This window comes from Pseudomonas sp. 14P_5.3_Bac1, from assembly GCF_025466135.1.
Classification (GTDB): Bacteria; Pseudomonadota; Gammaproteobacteria; order Pseudomonadales; family Pseudomonadaceae; genus Aquipseudomonas.
This window is the reverse complement of sequence record NZ_JANLOF010000078.1, coordinates 1-14,686: the sequence shown is the minus strand read 5'-3', so window position 1 is coordinate 14,686 and position 14,686 is coordinate 1. Positions and strand designations below refer to the sequence as shown.

Here is a 14,686-nt window from a genome sequence, read left to right as displayed (position 1 = left end):
GATAGCGGTGGTTCAGTTGCATCGGTGGTGACTGAACGGACGCCATCGCGGGCAAGCCCGCTCCCACATGGGTTTTGTGTTGGTTATTGGTTTTTTACCAGTACGGGTTCTGCGCGGTATTGGTCCGGGAACAGCTTTTTCAGCTGCGCCACTTTCGGCAGGTCATTGATCACGATGTAGGGGTACGACGGGTTCTCGGTGAGGAAGTCCTGGTGATAGGACTCGGCCGGGTAAAACGCCTTGCCCATCTCCACTTTGGTCACGATCGGCTTGTCGAAGGCCTTGGCGGCGTCGAGCTGTGCGATGTAGGCCTGGGCGACTTTTTGCTGCTCGGCATTCTGCGCGAAAATCTCCGAGCGGTACTGGGTGCCACTGTCCGGGCCCTGGCGGTTGAGTTCGGTGGGGTTGTGGGCCACCGAGAAGTAGATCTGCAGCAGCTTGCCGTAGCTGACCTTGCTCGGATCGTAGGTCACCGACACCGACTCTGCGTGGCCGGTGTCGCCCTCGCTGACCGACTCGTACTGAGCGGTGTTGGCGGCGCCGCCGTCATAGCCGGACACCGCGTTTTTCACGCCTTGTACATGCTGGAACACGCCTTGTACGCCCCAGAAGCAGCCACCGGCGAACACCGCGGTTTGCAGGTTGCCGGACTCGGCCGGCAGATCGAGCGCGGGCGGCGCGATCGTCACCGCGTCATCGGCGGCGCCGAAAGAAAAGGCCGAGCTTTGGCCGACGAAGGTGGCGAAGGCCAGTGCGGGTAAAATGTTGAGAAGCCTCATAAAACTCACTCCAGAGCGCGGTCGAGTGTGGGAGCTGGCTTGCCTGCTCCCACATTGATTGGGGTTTCACTTGAAGATTGATGGGTCAGCCGAAGGTGAAGGCATATGCCGCCACGTGCGGGTCGAGAAATTCGATGCTGAAGGTGCGGTCCTGAACGGCGCCGGGCTGGCGTACTAGCTGATACAGGCGTTGCTCGGTCACCGTGCCGCTGCCGTCCGGTGCCACATCCGTGCCGTGGGCATCGCCCGGCGCTTGGCCGTCAATCGTCACCTTGAAACGCACCGGCTTGCCATCGGCACCCGGGCCCAGCACCAGGTGCAGGTCACGGGCATGGAAGCGGTAGACGATGCGCCCGCCAGCCTGGTCGAGGGTGGCTTGCTGGCCGCCGACATTCCATGGGCCTTCCAGGGTCCAGTTGTTCAGCGCCAGGGTGCCGGCTGCCGGGTAATTCACCACTGTGTCGGTGCCCAAGGTGCCGGTGGTCACGAAGTTTTCCGCCCGCTGGAAGCCCAGGTAGGTTTCCGGCGATTGCACCTCGTTCATGTCCGGCGCTTGCTCCACGCCCTTGGCGTCGGCTTCGATCAAGCCACCGGCGACATTGGTCGCGCCGGCCTCCTGCAGCAGTTGCTGAATGACGCGTTCGGACTCGGCGTAATCGCCTTCGCCAAAGTGGTGATAGCGAATCTGGCCCTTGGCATCGGCAAAATAGTGCGCCGGCCAGTACTGGTTGTTGAAGGCGCGCCAGATTTTATAGTTGTTGTCGATCGCCACCGGGTAGGTGATGCCCAGATCCGTCATGGCCTTGGTGACGTTGCTCACGTCGCGTTCAAAGGCGAATTCCGGGGCGTGCACGCCAATCACTACCAGGCCCTGGTCGTGGTATTTCGCAGCCCAGGCTTTGACGTAGGGCAAGCTGCGCAGGCAGTTGATGCAGGAGTAAGTCCAGAAATCCACCAGCACCACTTTGCCTTTGAGCGCTTCGGCGCTCAGTGGCGGGCTGTTGAGCCATTGCACCGCGCCGTCCAGCGCCGGCAATGCCCCTTCGATGGGCAGCGAATCGCTGTGGTTGGCCGCCGCCATCATGGCTCCGCCAGCCATCATCGCGCCGCTCTTCTGTTCGGGCTTGGCGCTGAGCGTGTCCACCAGGCGTTGTTCCAGGCCGCCGGTGGAGGCTGTCGACAAACGCGACAGCACGCCGGTGTCCAGGCCCAGCGCGATGGCGGCCACCCCGGCCAACATCAGCGCGCCCAGACCGCGGCGCAACCATTCGCCGGCGCCGAGCGACTTTTTCATCAAGCCAAAGACTTTACCGCCGACCAGCAGCGCCAGTGCCAGTGACGTCGCAGCACCGGCGGCGTAGGCCAGCAACAGCAAGGTCGTCCCGATGCTGGCGCCCTGCAGCGCCGCGCCGGTCAGTACCAACCCGAGGATGGGCCCGGCGCAGGGTGCCCAGAGCAAACCGGTGGCCACGCCGATCAGGAACGAGGCGCCCGGACGCGGTTTGGCGTCGGCCCCAGCGGCTTCGGACAGGCGACTGCCGGCGGCTACCAGTGGCCGCGTCAGGCGTTCCGACAGTTGCGGCAGCAACAGCGTGAGTCCGAACAGGGCAACGCACAGCAACGCGAGCCAGCGCCCGTATTGATTGACTTGCACCACCCAGCCGCCGCCCACTGCCGCCAGCGAGGCCACCAGGGCGAACGTCACCGCCATCCCCGCTAACAGCGGCAAGCCACTGCGCATAAACGGCTGCCCGGTGCGAGCGAAGACAAAAGGCAGAACAGGCAGGATGCACGGGCTGACAATGGTCAGCACGCCGCCCAGATACGCGAGAACCAGAAGCCACATGGGTTCGTCCCTTATAAGTATTGATAAGCATCGGCTTAAGCCGCCGTGAACGTCATGGCCGCGCCATTCATGCAATAGCGCAGGCCGGTGGGTGCAGGGCCATCGTCGAATACGTGCCCTTGGTGGCCACCACAGCGGCGGCAGTGAATTTCCTTGCGCACCACGCCGAAGGAGGTGTCGACGTGGCTGGCGACCGCGTTGTCCAGTGGCTGCCAGAAGCTTGGCCAGCCGGTGTGGCTGTCGAATTTGGTGGCCGAGGAGAACAGCGGCAGCGCGCAGCCGGCGCAGGCGAAAGTGCCCGTGCGGTGCTCGTCGTTGAGCGGGCTGGTGTAAGGCCGTTCGGTGCCCTCCTCGCGCAGAATGTCGAATTGCTCGGCGCTGAGCAGGCTGCGCCACTGAGCCTCGGTGTGGTTGACCTCGAAGGTTTCGGCGGCTTCGGCGTCGGTGACCAGGTTGAGCTGTTTGAGCAGGCCGCCGGCCAGGACGGCGACACCCAGGCCGCCGGTGGCCAGGAGTATTTGTCGGCGTGAATACATGGGATTTTCCTTATTGATGGCTGGCGCTGGTCGTGTGGCTGGTGGGTTGGTGTGGCGAGCGGGCTTGTCCCGCGTTGGAGTGCGTGGCGCTCCCGGTTTTTTTGGGGCCGCTGCGCAGGCCGACGCGGGGCAAGCCCGCTCGCCACGGGGATCTGGCTCGCCATAAAAGCTTGTCTTGTCGTAACCGGCGCCTTTGCATTGAGGTGATCCTGGGCCATGGGCGGTCGCGAAATCCTCACGCAGAGTTAAACAATTCGTGATAACTACACTGTTGCAAAACCCGCACAATGCGCGGACTACAAGTGAAGGTTTCTGAAGGTTTCCAACATGGATCAGCCCAAACGTGTCCTGGTGGTCGAGGACGATGCCCATATCGCCGACTTGATCTGCCTGCACCTGCGCGACGAGCAGTTTGAGGTGGTGCACAGCGCCGATGGCAACGAAGGCCTGCGCCTGCTCGAGCAAGGCGGCTGGGATGCGTTGATCCTCGACTTGATGCTGCCCGGCGTCGACGGCCTGGAAATCTGCCGGCGTGCCCGCGCCATGACGCGCTACACCCCGATCATCATCACCAGCGCGCGCTCCAGCGAGTTGCACCGCATCCTTGGGCTGGAGCTGGGCGCCGACGATTACCTGGCCAAGCCGTTTTCGATGCCCGAGCTGGTCGCACGGGTCAAGGCACTACTGCGCCGCGTGGATGCAATGGCGCGCAACTTGAAGATGGACGCCGGCAGCCTTGACCTCGGCCAGCTGTTCATCAACCCGCTGACCCGCGATGCGACCCTGCAAGGCCAGCGCCTGGACCTCACGCCGCGCGAGTTCGACCTGCTGTATTTCTTCGCCCGCCAGCCGGGCAAGGTATTTTCGCGCATGGACCTGCTCAACGCGGTGTGGGGCTACAGCCACGAAGGCTATGAACACACCGTGAACACGCACATCAACCGCCTGCGCGCCAAAGTCGAAGCCGACCCGGCCAACCCGGTGCTCATCCTCACGGTATGGGGCCGGGGCTACAAGTTTGCCGAGAGTGCGTCATGAAACTGACCCTGACCCAGCGCCTGTCGGTGGTGTTCGCCGTGCTGCTGGTGATTTGCAGCGGCACCTCGGCATGGCTGCAGGTGCGCTCCAACCGCATGCATGAACTGGAAGTGGTGCAAGGCCTGTCGCGCGACCTGGCGGCGCATATTGCCCGCGACACTCAACTGATGGACGCCGACGGCCTCAAGCCCGAGGCGGTGCGCAACCTGTTCAGCCAGTTGATGCTGGTCAACCCGAGTGTCGAGGTGTACTTGCTCGATAATGACGGGCGTGTGGTCGGGAATGCCGCGCCCAGCGGGCATTTGCTGCGCGACAAGGTCGACCTCGCACCGGTGCGCCGATTCCTCAGCGGCGCGATGCTGCCGATCCTCGGCGATGACCCGCGCAGTGTCGATGGGCGCAAGGTATTCAGCGCGGCGCCGCTCAAGGCCAACGGCCAGCAAACCGGCTTTCTGTACGTGGTGCTGTTGGGCGAGGCCCATGATGTGTACGACGCCAAAGACGCGACCGGCATGGCGCTGAAGATTGCCTTGTGGTCCATCGGCCTGGTCGCCCTGCTCTGCCTGTTGGCCGGCTTGATCGCCTTTGCCTGGATCACCCGACCGCTGCGCCAACTCACCGACAAGGTGGGCCGATTCGACATCAACGGCGCGCCTAAACCTGCGCAAATCAACACCCCCGAACTCGACAGCGGCGATGAAATCGCAGTACTCGACCATGCCTTCGTGCAAATGGAAAACCGCTTGGGCGAACAATGGCGCGCCATCACCCATCAGGACCAGGAACGCCGCGAAATGGTCGCGAACATCTCCCATGACCTGCGCACGCCGTTGGCGTCGCTGCACGGCTATCTGGAAACCCTGTCCCTCAAGGACGCCAGCCTCAGCCCCGACGAGCGCCGCCGCTACCTGGGCATCGCCCTCGACCAAAGCCGCAAGGTGGGCGGGTTGGCCCAGTCACTGCTGGAGCTGGTGCGCCTGGAACATGGTTTTGTGCAGCCGGTGATCGAAGGCTTTTCCCTGCCGGACCTGGTGCAAGACATCTTCCAGAAATTCGCACTCACCGCCGAAGCCCGCTCCATTACCCTCACCGCCACGCTGCCGCCACAGGTGCCAACGGTGCTGGCCGACCTGGGCCTGATCGAACGTGTGCTGACCAACCTGCTCGACAACGCCTTGCGGCACACGCCGGTAAACGGTGAAGTCGAAGTGATCCTGGCACCCGAGGCTACTTGTGTGGCGGTGACCGTCAGCGACAGCGGCCCGGGCATCGACGCGCAGCTGCGCGAAGGATTGTTCCTGCGCGCGTTCACCATCGGCGGCGCACGCCGCGATGGCGGCCTGGGCCTGCGCATCGTGCACCGTATCCTGCAATTGCACGGGCGCAGCATCCAACTGGTGGAGCGCCCAGGCCATGGGGCGACCTTCAGGTTCTCCCTAGAAACGCGAGCATCAGCGCGTTGACCCGCTCGGCCTGTTCGTTCTGGATCCAGTGACCGCAGTTGGCCAACACCTGCTGGTGCAGGTTGGGCACTGCGTCGGGCATGCGCTTGAGGGTGTGGGCTTCAAACACGCCGACCGGATCACGGTCGCCAATCAGGAATAATGTGGGTTGCAGCACGGGCTGGCCGGCGAGGAACTCGGTGCGCTGCCAGTTGCGCTCAAAGTTGCGATACCAGTTCAGCGGGCCACGAAAACCGCGCTTGCTGAAGGTTTGCACGTAAACGTCCAAGTCCGCTTGGGTACACCACGTCGGCAATGCGCCGGGGGCCGAGACGCCGTCGAACAGGGTGGCGTTGGCTGGCTTTTTCTGCAGGAACACGTCCTGATCCTGCATGAACAGCCGCAACGTGCGCTCGATGTCGGCATCCAGTTCCCGCTCGGCTACGCCCGGTGCCTGGAAATACAGGATGTAGTTGAAGCGCTCGGCGTACAGCTCGCGCATGATCTCGATCACCGGGCGCCGCGCACGTCCGGCAAACGGCACGGACATCGTGATCAAGCGGGCGACCCGCGCAGGCTCCAGTAACGCCAGATGCCAGGCCACCACAGCGCCCCAGTCGTGGCCGACCATCACCACCTGTTGATGGCCGAAATGGTCCATGGCCTGCTGAATATCGGCACACAAGGTCAGTAACTCGTAATCGGCGACCTCGGCAGGCGAACTCGATTCGCCGTAGCCGCGCATTTCGGGCGCGAACACTCGATACCCGGCGCCCGCCAGCGCGCGAATCTGCTCGCGCCAGGAGTGCCAGCACTCCGGAAACCCGTGCAGCAGCCAGATCGGCTGGCCGTGCTCGGGCCCGGCGATGTGGACGCTCAACTCAATACCGTTGACCTGAACCTTGTCATGCTGGATATCGCTCATCACTGGCTTCCTTGTGATCGATGGTGTGAAGGTTATGAAGGGAGCGCTCGCGGTATTCGCGTGGGGTGCACTTCATCTGACGTTTGAATACGCTGCTGAAGGCGCTGTCCGACTGGTACCCCAACGCCTGGCCGATGCTGGACACACTGCTGCCGGAGGTGTTCAAGGCCTTTATCGCCAAGTGCATGCGCCAGCGGGTCAGGTACTCCTGAGGGGCGAGCCCCACCTGCTGCTTGAAGCGCAACGCAAACGTCGAACGGGACTGATTGGCGATGCGGGCCATGTCGCTCAAGGTCCAACGCCGCGCCGGTTCGGCGTGCACTTGCGCAAGTACCGGTGCCAGCCGTGGGTCGGTCAATGCCGCCAACCAGCCTTGAGTGCTGGCACCCAGGGAAGATTGATAGAGCCGCAGGATTTGCACCAGCATCATTTGCGCCAAATGCTCGGTCATCAATGCCGCGCCGAGTCTTGGGCCGGCATATTCCAGGGCCAGCCGCTCCAGGCACCAGCGCAACACACCGGCCTGTTCGGACCTGGCGCTGATACGCACCACTGGCGGCAACCCATCGAGCAACAAACGCGCCTCATCGCCGTAGGTGAACCGCCCGCCAATCAGAAACAAATCCTGCGCGTCGCCCACGCTGGCGATGCCGCCCACCGCCTCGCGGTAAACGTCGCGCGCGTCAACGCCCTCTCGTGCAAGGTTGCTGGACAATCTCCACGGGCGGTTGTGTGTCAGTAAAAAACAATCGCCCTCGCTCAAGGCGATGGGCACCGGCTCGCCCTCCACTTCCAGCCAACAATTGCCTTCTACCACGGCATTGAACTTGATGCCCTGCGGCGCCGGAAAATTCACCGCCCACGTGCCGCCGGCCTTCAAGCCCGCGAACAACGTGCGGTGGCTTTTCAAGCGGGCCAATACCTCGGAGAGAGTATCCATAATAAAAATCTCCGGACGATCGCGATAGAAACACCGACTTTAGGGCATTCCGCGTCCGACCGCCGAAGAAGAACATAGCCCTACCCCAAATGGAGAACGGCTATGACGCGCAAACAAGCCCCCATCAACAGTGGTTTTGGTGCCAGTACCACCGCGCTGCAAGCGTTGGCCGCTAAAGACTTGCGCGGTATGACCGCCATCGTCACCGGCGGTTACTCCGGAATTGGTCTGGAAACCACTCGCGCACTTGCAAGTGCCGGAGCACGGGTGATCGTCACTGCGCGTGACGCGCAAAAGGCGCAGCGCAATCTGCACGGCATACAAGGCGATGAATCGGTGCACCCCGGCGAATCCTTACTGACCTGGTTCGGCATCTGGACAACAAGGACTTGGCGTTCGTCGGCGCGCTGGATGAACACGGCGCTGCGCGCGCGGCCAGCCATTGCAAAAGCCCCGCACAAGGCGCCGCCACGCTGGTGTGGTGTGGCTTCAGCCCGCAACTTGAAGGAATGGGCGACCTGTATTGCGAGGACTGTGAAGTTGCCACCCCCACTGAAGATCACACCCAGCGCAGCGGCATTCACGCCTGGGCGATCGACCCGGAGCAAGCCGAAAAACTCTGGACGCTGAGTGAACAGCTGAGTGGCATCACGCTTGAGTGACGGGCGCCCACCAGCGCGGCAATAATTGGCGAACGCGCGCTTCGCCAAAGCGGTCGTCAATCAACATCACCACGCCCTCATCCTGCTGGCTGCGAATCACGCGCCCCGCCGCCTGCACCACTTTCTGAATGCCGGGGTACAGGTAGGTGTAGTCGTAACCGGAGCCGAAAATCGACGCCATGCGCGCTTTCATCTGTTCGTTGATCGGGTTCAGTTGCGGCAAACCCAAGGTGGCGATGAAGGCGCCAATCAAGCGTGCGCCGGGCAAATCAATGCCTTCGCCAAACGCACCGCCCAGCACGGCAAAGCCGATGCCCTGGCTGTGCTGGGTAAACTGGTTGAGAAAACCCTGCCGTTCGGCCTCGGCCATGCCGCGTGACTGCAACCACAGCGCCACCTGCGGGTGGCGCTCGGCCATTAACTGCGCCACCTGTTGCAGGTAATCGAAGCTTGAGAAAAACGCCAGGTAGTTGCCGGGCCGTTGCGCGAATTGCCCGGCGATGAGCTCCACGATCGGTGCCAGCGAGGCTTGGCGGTGCACAAACCGCGTGGAAATCGCATCGACGATACGCACCTGCAATTGCTCGGCCTTGAACGGCGATTCCACGTCGATCCACGCAGTATCCGCCGGCAGGCCGAGCAAGTCGGCGTAATAGTGGCGTGGGCTCAGGGTCGCGGAAAACAATACGCTGCTGCGCGCGGCGGTCAGCCTGGGCCGAATGAATTCGGCCGGCACCACATTGCGCAGGCACAGGGTTGAAGCACTGCGCTTGCCACCGAACTGACGTTTGCTGATATCAAAGATGAAGTGTTCGTTGAACAGTTCGGCGACTTTGGCAAATTGCAGCGCTTCGAAATAAAACGCCTGCAGCTCGCCGCTGAGGGCCTCGGGGTGATCGTTGAAGTAGTCGCCCATGGCGCTGGTGCAGAGGCTCAGGGCCTGCAGCAGTTTTTCGGGTTTGGTGGCGTAGGCCTGGTATGGCGCGAGCTGGTCCTTATGCAGGGCGTTCCATTCGCGGTTCAGGCGTTGCAAGGGTTTCTTCAGCGGCTCGGGTGCACTGTCGCGCAGGGTCTTGAGGCTGTATTGGTCGAGGCTGGCGCTGTACATCGAACGCGCACGCTCCACCAGGTTGTGGGCTTCGTCCACCAGCACGGCGGCGCGCCATTGGTTCAACTGGGCCAGGCCGAACAGCATGGCGCCAAAGTCGAAATAGTAGCTGTAGTCAGCCACCACCAGGTCGGTCCAGCGCGCCATTTCCTGGCTCAGGTAATACGGGCAAACATCATGAGCCAGCGCCACGTCGCGCAGGTTGCGCTGGTCCAGCAGGCGCACCTTGGACGCGGCCGTGCGCGCGGCCGGCAGGCGATCGTAAAAGCCTTTGGCCAAGGGGCAGGAATCGCCATGGCAGGCTTTGTCCAGGTGTTCGCAGGCCTTGTCCCGCGCCACCAGTTCGAGCACGCGCAGCGGCAGATCGGGGCTGCTGTCGTAGAGGACTTGGGCGGCGTCCAGGGCCAGCTTGCGGCCCGGCGTCTTGGCGGTGAGGAAGAACACCTTGTCCAGCTGCTGCGGCGCCAGGGCCTTGAGCAGCGGAAAGATCGTGCCGACGGTTTTGCCGATGCCAGTGGGCGCTTGCGCCATCAGGCAACGCCCGGTACTCACGGCTTTGTAGACCGATTCCGCCAGGGCGCGCTGGCCGGGGCGAAAGTCAGCATGGGGGAACGCCAGGCGCTGGGCGGCGCTGTTGCGCGCGTCGCGGTGCTGCATTTCCTGTTGGGCCCAGCCCAGGAACAACGCGCACTGCTGGTTGAAGAACAGTTCGAGGTCGGCCGCTGCAAAGCGCTGGTTGAGCAGGGTTTCGCCCTCGTCGACGATATCGAAGTACACCAGTGCCAGGTCGATTTCACCAAGGCCAAGCTTCTGGCACATCAACCAGCCGTACACCTTGACCTGCGCCCAATGCAGTTGGCGGTGGTTGGCGGGCTGGGCGTCGAGGTCGCCGCGATAGGTTTTCACTTCTTCCAGGCGATTGCTGTCCGGGTCATAGCCGTCCGCCCTGCCCCGTACTTTGAGCTGTTGGTATTCGCCTTCCAGCGCGACTTCGTTCTGGTAGTGCGCGCTGCGCCGCGACGCCACGGTGCGGTGGCCGACGATACCTTCCTGGGCACTGGGCGACGGCGTGAAGCGCAGGTCGAGGTCGCCGACCTTGGCCGTGAACTCACACAGCGCGCGCACCGCGACGCTGTAGCTCAAGCCGACTGCGCCCAGCGCACATAACAGACAGTCACCGGCATCTGATACTCGCCACAGAACTCCAGCCAGCGCAGCTGGTTATCCTGCAGCCGGTCGCCGGGGCCCTTGACCTCGATCATGCGGTAAGTCTTCTGGGCGGGCCAGAACTGGATCAGGTCCGGCATGCCGGCGCGGTTGGCGCGGATGTCCAGCAGCAAGCGTTCAAACCAGTAGCGCAGGTGTTCGGCGGGCAAGCAGTCCAGTGCTTGCTGCAGCAGGTCTTCACTGAGCAGGTTCCAGAACACGAAGGGCGACTGGATGCCCCATTTTTCGACGTAACGCTGGCGGATGGTGGCCTTGTAACGCTCATCGCCAAGCTGCTCGAAACACGCCGCGAACAACGGCGCGCGGCGCTGATGGAAGTCTTCACTGTGCAAGTCCACCGGCCCGCGCTGGAACGGGTGGAAAAACGAGCCGGGTAATGGTGCAAAAATCGCCTCCCAGCACAACAGACCGAACAGGGAGTTGATCAGCCCATTCTCGACGTAATGCACCGGCGCATCGGGCTCGCTGAGGTGTGCCTGCACGCAGTACTCCACCGACATCAGCGGCTGCGGCACCTCCAGCGCCAGGTCCAGACGCGTGACGGGCCGCGGCTTGGCCTTGGGCAGCGCCGGCTCCCCCAGCTTGCGGCGCAGGCGTGGCAGCACGCGCACCAGGTGTTGCTGTTCGGCGGCGCTTTCCGGAGCCTGTTGCGCGGCGCACGCCAGGGCCATGGCTTGCGGGTAATCCTCCTGGCGCTCCAGCACGCGAATCAGGCGTGACCGGGCGCCGGGATAGGCGCATTGGCGGTAAATGCGTTGCGCCAGGTCGAGTTCGGCGCTGCGTTCGCAATACTGGCCGATCTGGAACAACAGCTTGGCGCGACGCTTTTCCAGCCATGGGTTGTCGGTGCACAGCGTAGCGATTTGCGCGAGTACGCCGTCCAGTGCCTCCCCCGCTTCAAAGGCCTGCTGGCATTGATGCAGAAATAGAAAGCCGACGACGTCGTCACGGGTGCGCAGGCCGCGGGACTCGGCGCAGAACTCGACTTTTTCGTAGGTGTAGATGCCAAGGTCGGCCAGCACGAACTCTGACCAGTCCTGGTGCAGATTGCCAAAGAACATCAGACGCAAGCGGTCGCACAGGTCCATCACGGTGAGGCTGTACAGTGCATCGCTCAGGTCGGGGCACCACTGGGCAAAGCTGCGCTGCTGCGTAAAATGCTGCGTCAGTGGCGCCAGCCAGTCGGTTTTCTTGGCTTTGGGTTGATCAATCCAGGGTTTGAAGGCAGCGAGGACTTCGCCTTTTTGCAGCACGGCGAACAGCTCTTCAACGCACAGCGCGCCTTGATCATCGACCCAACCCTGCTCAATCAACGCCAGGGCGGCCGAGCGTGTGCAACCAATCTCGAGGTAATTGAGCTTGCTTGCGCGAAAATGCACGCCCTTGCGCATGACCATGCGCACCAACAGCGCCTGTGACGCTTGCGGCAACCTGTCAAATTGCTGAATGAAATACTGTTCGTCCGCATCAAGCAAATCCGCATAGCGCTGCACCAGCCACTGCAGGACTTGGCGGAAGTTATGCAGGTAATACAAGGGATTTTCGAGGGGGTTGGCCATGTCGAGCGCTGATCAAATACTGGTTATGCATACAGAGTGCCGTCGCGAACCCGTTGTTGCAATCGGTAATAGATAAATGGCGCACGCAACTTTTCTAATAAAAAGGATCAGATAGCTCAGTTGATGGCGTAACATTTACGGCCCGCCCCCATAGGCTGCGGGACTTTTCAGGGTTAAAGGTAAGGGTTATGAACATGAAGAATTTGGGTCTGCCGCTGGTTGCACTCACTTTTCTGCTATTGGCCGGTTGCTCAACGCAAACCGTGGTGACATTGCAAAATGGTACGCAGTATTTGACCAAGGACAGTCCTAAAACCAAGACGGCCGACGGCTTCTACGAGTTCACCGACATCGCTGGCAAGCATGTGCGCGTCAAGGCCGATGACGTAGCGACGGTACGCAAGGAAAACTGATAAAAAAAGCCCCGCAGATGCGGGGCTTTTTGTTGCAGGTTCAGTACCGATAGTACGGGTGGTAATACGGGTGATAGTAGGGATGGTAATAGTACGAGTGGTAGTACGGCCGGTAGCAGCATGGGCCCGGATAGGCCGGGTACACCGCACACCCGCCCAACCCCAGCAATACCAAGGCGCATAGCAGCAATCGAAGTCGGGACATGCTCAGCTCCTCATATGACGCGCGAAACATCTCGCAGGTGCTGATTAAACGCGTGAGGCGCGCGTAATCCGTCGCAAGGCTGCGCCGCTGATCAATGAAGATTTATTTACCGAAGGATTTTCCCCGCCTGGGCGTTTAACCGATAAGCCGCTTTTATTTTCAAACGCGGCACAACGGAGGAACGACGGCCATGGCACTCATGTCCCGCACGGTACGCGCTCTTTTGCTGATTCCCCTGACCCTGGCGGCCTTGGCCTGCGCGCCAGCGTTTGCCGACACCATCATCATTCGCCAGCCACCGCGGGTGATCGTGGTGCAACCACCTCCACCGGTCTATTACGGGCATTGGGGCTATGCGCCACGCCCTTACTACTACCCACATCACTATTACGGCTATGGCTATGGCTACCCCCACCGGCCCTATTGGGGCGGTGGCTGGCGGGGGCAGCACTGGCACTGATCGGTTGCGCGAGTAATCAGCCGATCACTACGCCATCCGTCCACAACCCGCCATGCCCCACGCCGACCAGCGTCACCGAGTCGGCACCAAACGTGAGCACCGTATCGGCGCCGACCACTTTCGCGTGGTCACGCAGGTCGGTGCTCCCTTCCACGTCCTTGAACACCAGTTTGTCGGTGGGCTGGTAGCCAATCACGCGGTCATTGCCAAAGTGGCCGCTGAACAAAAAGGTGTTATGCCCGCTGTCGTCGCGGATCGTGTCGTTGCCTTTGCCACCCTCGATAAAGTCCGCCCCCTTGCCGCCCTGGATCAGGTCGTTGCCATCGCTGCCGATGATGAACGTGTTGCCCTTGTGCGGCTCGGCATTGCGGTTGAGGTCCTGCACCCAGGTATTGGCCCGCGCCGGGTCGGACAGGTTGGCAACAATCACCGTGGAGTCACGGGTCATCTGGTCGTAGAAGCCGGACTCGAGGATGCGCGTCATGCCATCGCCGTACGCCGTCGGCAAATGCGAGACCCAGGTGGGCAGGTTGACGATGGAAAACGGCATCACATTCCACAGCGTCGAGGCGTAGTGGTCGTTGAAGCTGACAATGTTATCGGTGGTGGACTCGTGGGGTTTGTCGTGCACGCCCAGTGACGACAGGTTGAAGGACGAGCCGTCCAGCGCGCGGAACACCGGGTCGTTTTCGTAACCGATATTGAGCACCTTGTCGCCGGCACTCTGGGTCGGCGAGGCATAGGCGACATAGTTGGCGTCCTTGTAGAAACCCGCCCATTTGTTGTTGCTCAAGTCCGCCATGCTGTTGACCGCCAGCCCGCCCAGGCTGTGGCCGCTGACCACCACGTCCTTGCCGGTCAGGCCATGGGCACCGGCGTAGTCGGCAACATTCTTGAGCAAGCCGCCGAACGCTTCGCCGGCGTAGTTTTTCGCGTAATCCTTGGGCCCCAGGGCCGCGAGCAGATCGCTGATCAAGTCGCCGATCGAGTCGCTGATCAGGGTTTCCCGTGGCCCCGAGGTGCCACGAAAACCGATACCGATTTCGAGCAGCTTGCCGGCGTCATCGTATTTGCCGAGTACCTCGACCTGGGCCGTGGTGTAGCCGGCTTTTTCCCCAAAGAAGGTGCCACGCGCATCGACCTTGCCGGCGTAGCCCAGGGCACTGGCGCTGATCGGTGTCCAACCGGCTTTCTGCACCGCCTCAAGGGCGGCTTTTTCCGAATCCGGGTTCCACGGGATGCCAGGGATCACGCCCTGGGAGTCCGTGCTGCCGAGCAGCGCACCCACCAGCGTGGCCGGTAGCCCCAAGCCTAACCCGTTGTGCTGGTAGCCCACGGCAAAGCCGTTATCCAGGTTGTGATAGGAATACAACGTGATCGCCATGGCATCGGCGAACAACGTTTTGGAACCCTCGGTGCCAAGGTTTTTATAGTCAAAGATACCCATGGTAGTGCCTCTCTGTTGTTGGATTTGTAGAGAAAGCGAAAACACTTTTCAGCGGTGGGGGGGGGGGGGGGGGGGGGGGGGGGGGGGGGGCGCCCCCCC

Annotated in this window: 14 protein-coding genes; 5 read left to right on the top strand and 9 right to left on the bottom strand. The window is 62.1% G+C overall.

All coding sequences use genetic code 11. From position 1 onward, the window contains the following. Positions 1 to 83 precede the first annotated feature (83 nt). The 3 genes from msrA to msrB form a co-directional block, all read right to left on the bottom strand. A complete protein-coding gene (gene msrA / locus NTD89_RS20960) occupies positions 84 to 779 on the bottom strand; it encodes a peptide-methionine (S)-S-oxide reductase MsrA (RefSeq protein ID WP_262209455.1) in 696 nt (231 codons plus the stop codon). An 85-nt stretch (positions 780 to 864) separates the two neighbouring features. Further along, complete coding sequence (locus NTD89_RS20955) at positions 865 to 2,625, bottom strand: cytochrome c biogenesis protein DipZ (protein ID WP_262209453.1); 1,761 nt, start codon at positions 2,623 to 2,625, stop codon at positions 865 to 867. Positions 2,626 to 2,660: 35 nt separating this feature from the next. Further along, a complete protein-coding gene (gene msrB / locus NTD89_RS20950; protein WP_119740560.1) occupies positions 2,661 to 3,161 on the bottom strand; it encodes a peptide-methionine (R)-S-oxide reductase MsrB in 501 nt (166 codons plus the stop codon). 327 nt (positions 3,162 to 3,488) lie between these two features. Here msrB and NTD89_RS20945 point away from each other — a divergent pair, with 327 nt between their 5' ends. After that, positions 3,489 to 4,199: a response regulator transcription factor gene (locus NTD89_RS20945; RefSeq protein WP_145160585.1), complete on the top strand. Its 711-nt coding sequence runs from the start codon at positions 3,489 to 3,491 to the stop codon at positions 4,197 to 4,199. After that, the gene (locus tag NTD89_RS20940; protein ID WP_262209450.1) at positions 4,196 to 5,662 is read left to right on the top strand and encodes a sensor histidine kinase; all 1,467 of its coding nucleotides are present in this window, start codon (positions 4,196 to 4,198) and stop codon (positions 5,660 to 5,662) included. Before NTD89_RS20945 ends, NTD89_RS20940 begins: the two co-directional genes overlap by 4 nt. On the opposite strand, the gene NTD89_RS20935 is transcribed toward NTD89_RS20940, so the two are convergent. Continuing rightward, positions 5,625 to 6,566 (bottom strand): alpha/beta fold hydrolase, encoded by a 942-nt coding sequence (locus NTD89_RS20935; protein ID WP_262209449.1) that lies wholly within the window; start codon positions 6,564 to 6,566, stop codon positions 5,625 to 5,627. The genes NTD89_RS20940 and NTD89_RS20935 overlap by 38 nt on opposite strands. Continuing rightward, positions 6,547 to 7,506, bottom strand: coding sequence for an AraC family transcriptional regulator (locus NTD89_RS20930; RefSeq protein WP_262209447.1), 960 nt, complete (start codon positions 7,504 to 7,506; stop codon positions 6,547 to 6,549). The genes NTD89_RS20935 and NTD89_RS20930 overlap by 20 nt, the downstream gene beginning before the upstream one ends. A 102-nt stretch (positions 7,507 to 7,608) precedes the next feature. Between NTD89_RS20930 and NTD89_RS20925 the strand changes: the two genes are divergently transcribed. After that, positions 7,609 to 8,136: an SDR family NAD(P)-dependent oxidoreductase gene (locus NTD89_RS20925; protein ID WP_315975616.1), complete on the top strand. Its 528-nt coding sequence runs from the start codon at positions 7,609 to 7,611 to the stop codon at positions 8,134 to 8,136. Between the two features lie 18 nt (positions 8,137 to 8,154). On the opposite strand, the gene NTD89_RS20920 is transcribed toward NTD89_RS20925, so the two are convergent. Then, positions 8,155 to 10,419 carry an ATP-dependent DNA helicase gene (locus NTD89_RS20920; protein WP_262209445.1) on the bottom strand — a complete coding sequence of 755 codons (2,265 nt, stop codon included), beginning with the start codon at positions 10,417 to 10,419 and terminating at the stop codon, positions 8,155 to 8,157. Beyond that, positions 10,416 to 12,062: a VRR-NUC domain-containing protein gene (locus tag NTD89_RS20915; RefSeq protein ID WP_262209444.1), complete on the bottom strand. Its 1,647-nt coding sequence runs from the start codon at positions 12,060 to 12,062 to the stop codon at positions 10,416 to 10,418. Before NTD89_RS20915 ends, NTD89_RS20920 begins: the two co-directional genes overlap by 4 nt. A 188-nt stretch (positions 12,063 to 12,250) precedes the next feature. On the opposite strand from NTD89_RS20915, the gene NTD89_RS20910 reads away from it, so the two are divergent. Next, on the top strand, positions 12,251 to 12,475 hold the full coding sequence (locus NTD89_RS20910) for a YgdI/YgdR family lipoprotein (RefSeq protein ID WP_145160571.1): 225 nt from the start codon (positions 12,251 to 12,253) through the stop codon (positions 12,473 to 12,475). Positions 12,476 to 12,515: 40 nt separating this feature from the next. On the opposite strand, the gene NTD89_RS20905 is transcribed toward NTD89_RS20910, so the two are convergent. After that, positions 12,516 to 12,680: a hypothetical protein gene (locus NTD89_RS20905; protein ID WP_164487936.1), complete on the bottom strand. Its 165-nt coding sequence runs from the start codon at positions 12,678 to 12,680 to the stop codon at positions 12,516 to 12,518. A gap of 190 nt (positions 12,681 to 12,870) precedes the next feature. Here NTD89_RS20905 and NTD89_RS20900 point away from each other — a divergent pair, with 190 nt between their 5' ends. Continuing rightward, positions 12,871 to 13,140, top strand: a complete 270-nt coding sequence (locus NTD89_RS20900) for a hypothetical protein (protein WP_262209443.1) — start codon at positions 12,871 to 12,873, stop codon at positions 13,138 to 13,140. 16 nt (positions 13,141 to 13,156) lie between these two features. Here NTD89_RS20900 and NTD89_RS20895 read toward each other — a convergent pair whose 3' ends face one another. After that, a complete protein-coding gene (locus tag NTD89_RS20895; RefSeq protein ID WP_262209441.1) occupies positions 13,157 to 14,587 on the bottom strand; it encodes a lipase in 1,431 nt (476 codons plus the stop codon). Positions 14,588 to 14,686: the final 99 nt, after the last annotated feature.

Bases quoted from the DNA above. Each gene is read 5' to 3' on its own strand.
- NTD89_RS20955 (WP_262209453.1), bottom strand. From the start codon at position 2,625: ATGTGGCTTCTGGTTCTCGCGTATCTGGGCGGCGTGCTGACCATTGTC.
- NTD89_RS20925 (WP_315975616.1), top strand. From the start codon at position 7,609: ATGACGCGCAAACAAGCCCCCATCAACAGTGGTTTTGGTGCCAGTACC.
- NTD89_RS20945 (WP_145160585.1), top strand. From the start codon at position 3,489: ATGGATCAGCCCAAACGTGTCCTGGTGGTCGAGGACGATGCCCATATC.
- NTD89_RS20910 (WP_145160571.1), top strand. From the start codon at position 12,251: ATGAACATGAAGAATTTGGGTCTGCCGCTGGTTGCACTCACTTTTCTG.
- NTD89_RS20905 (WP_164487936.1), bottom strand. From the start codon at position 12,680: ATGTCCCGACTTCGATTGCTGCTATGCGCCTTGGTATTGCTGGGGTTG.
- msrA (WP_262209455.1), bottom strand. From the start codon at position 779: ATGAGGCTTCTCAACATTTTACCCGCACTGGCCTTCGCCACCTTCGTC.
- msrB (WP_119740560.1), bottom strand. From the start codon at position 3,161: ATGTATTCACGCCGACAAATACTCCTGGCCACCGGCGGCCTGGGTGTC.
- NTD89_RS20895 (WP_262209441.1), bottom strand. From the start codon at position 14,587: ATGGGTATCTTTGACTATAAAAACCTTGGCACCGAGGGTTCCAAAACG.
- NTD89_RS20935 (WP_262209449.1), bottom strand. From the start codon at position 6,566: ATGAGCGATATCCAGCATGACAAGGTTCAGGTCAACGGTATTGAGTTG.
- NTD89_RS20900 (WP_262209443.1), top strand. From the start codon at position 12,871: ATGGCACTCATGTCCCGCACGGTACGCGCTCTTTTGCTGATTCCCCTG.
- NTD89_RS20930 (WP_262209447.1), bottom strand. From the start codon at position 7,506: ATGGATACTCTCTCCGAGGTATTGGCCCGCTTGAAAAGCCACCGCACG.
- NTD89_RS20915 (WP_262209444.1), bottom strand. From the start codon at position 12,062: ATGGCCAACCCCCTCGAAAATCCCTTGTATTACCTGCATAACTTCCGC.
- NTD89_RS20940 (WP_262209450.1), top strand. From the start codon at position 4,196: ATGAAACTGACCCTGACCCAGCGCCTGTCGGTGGTGTTCGCCGTGCTG.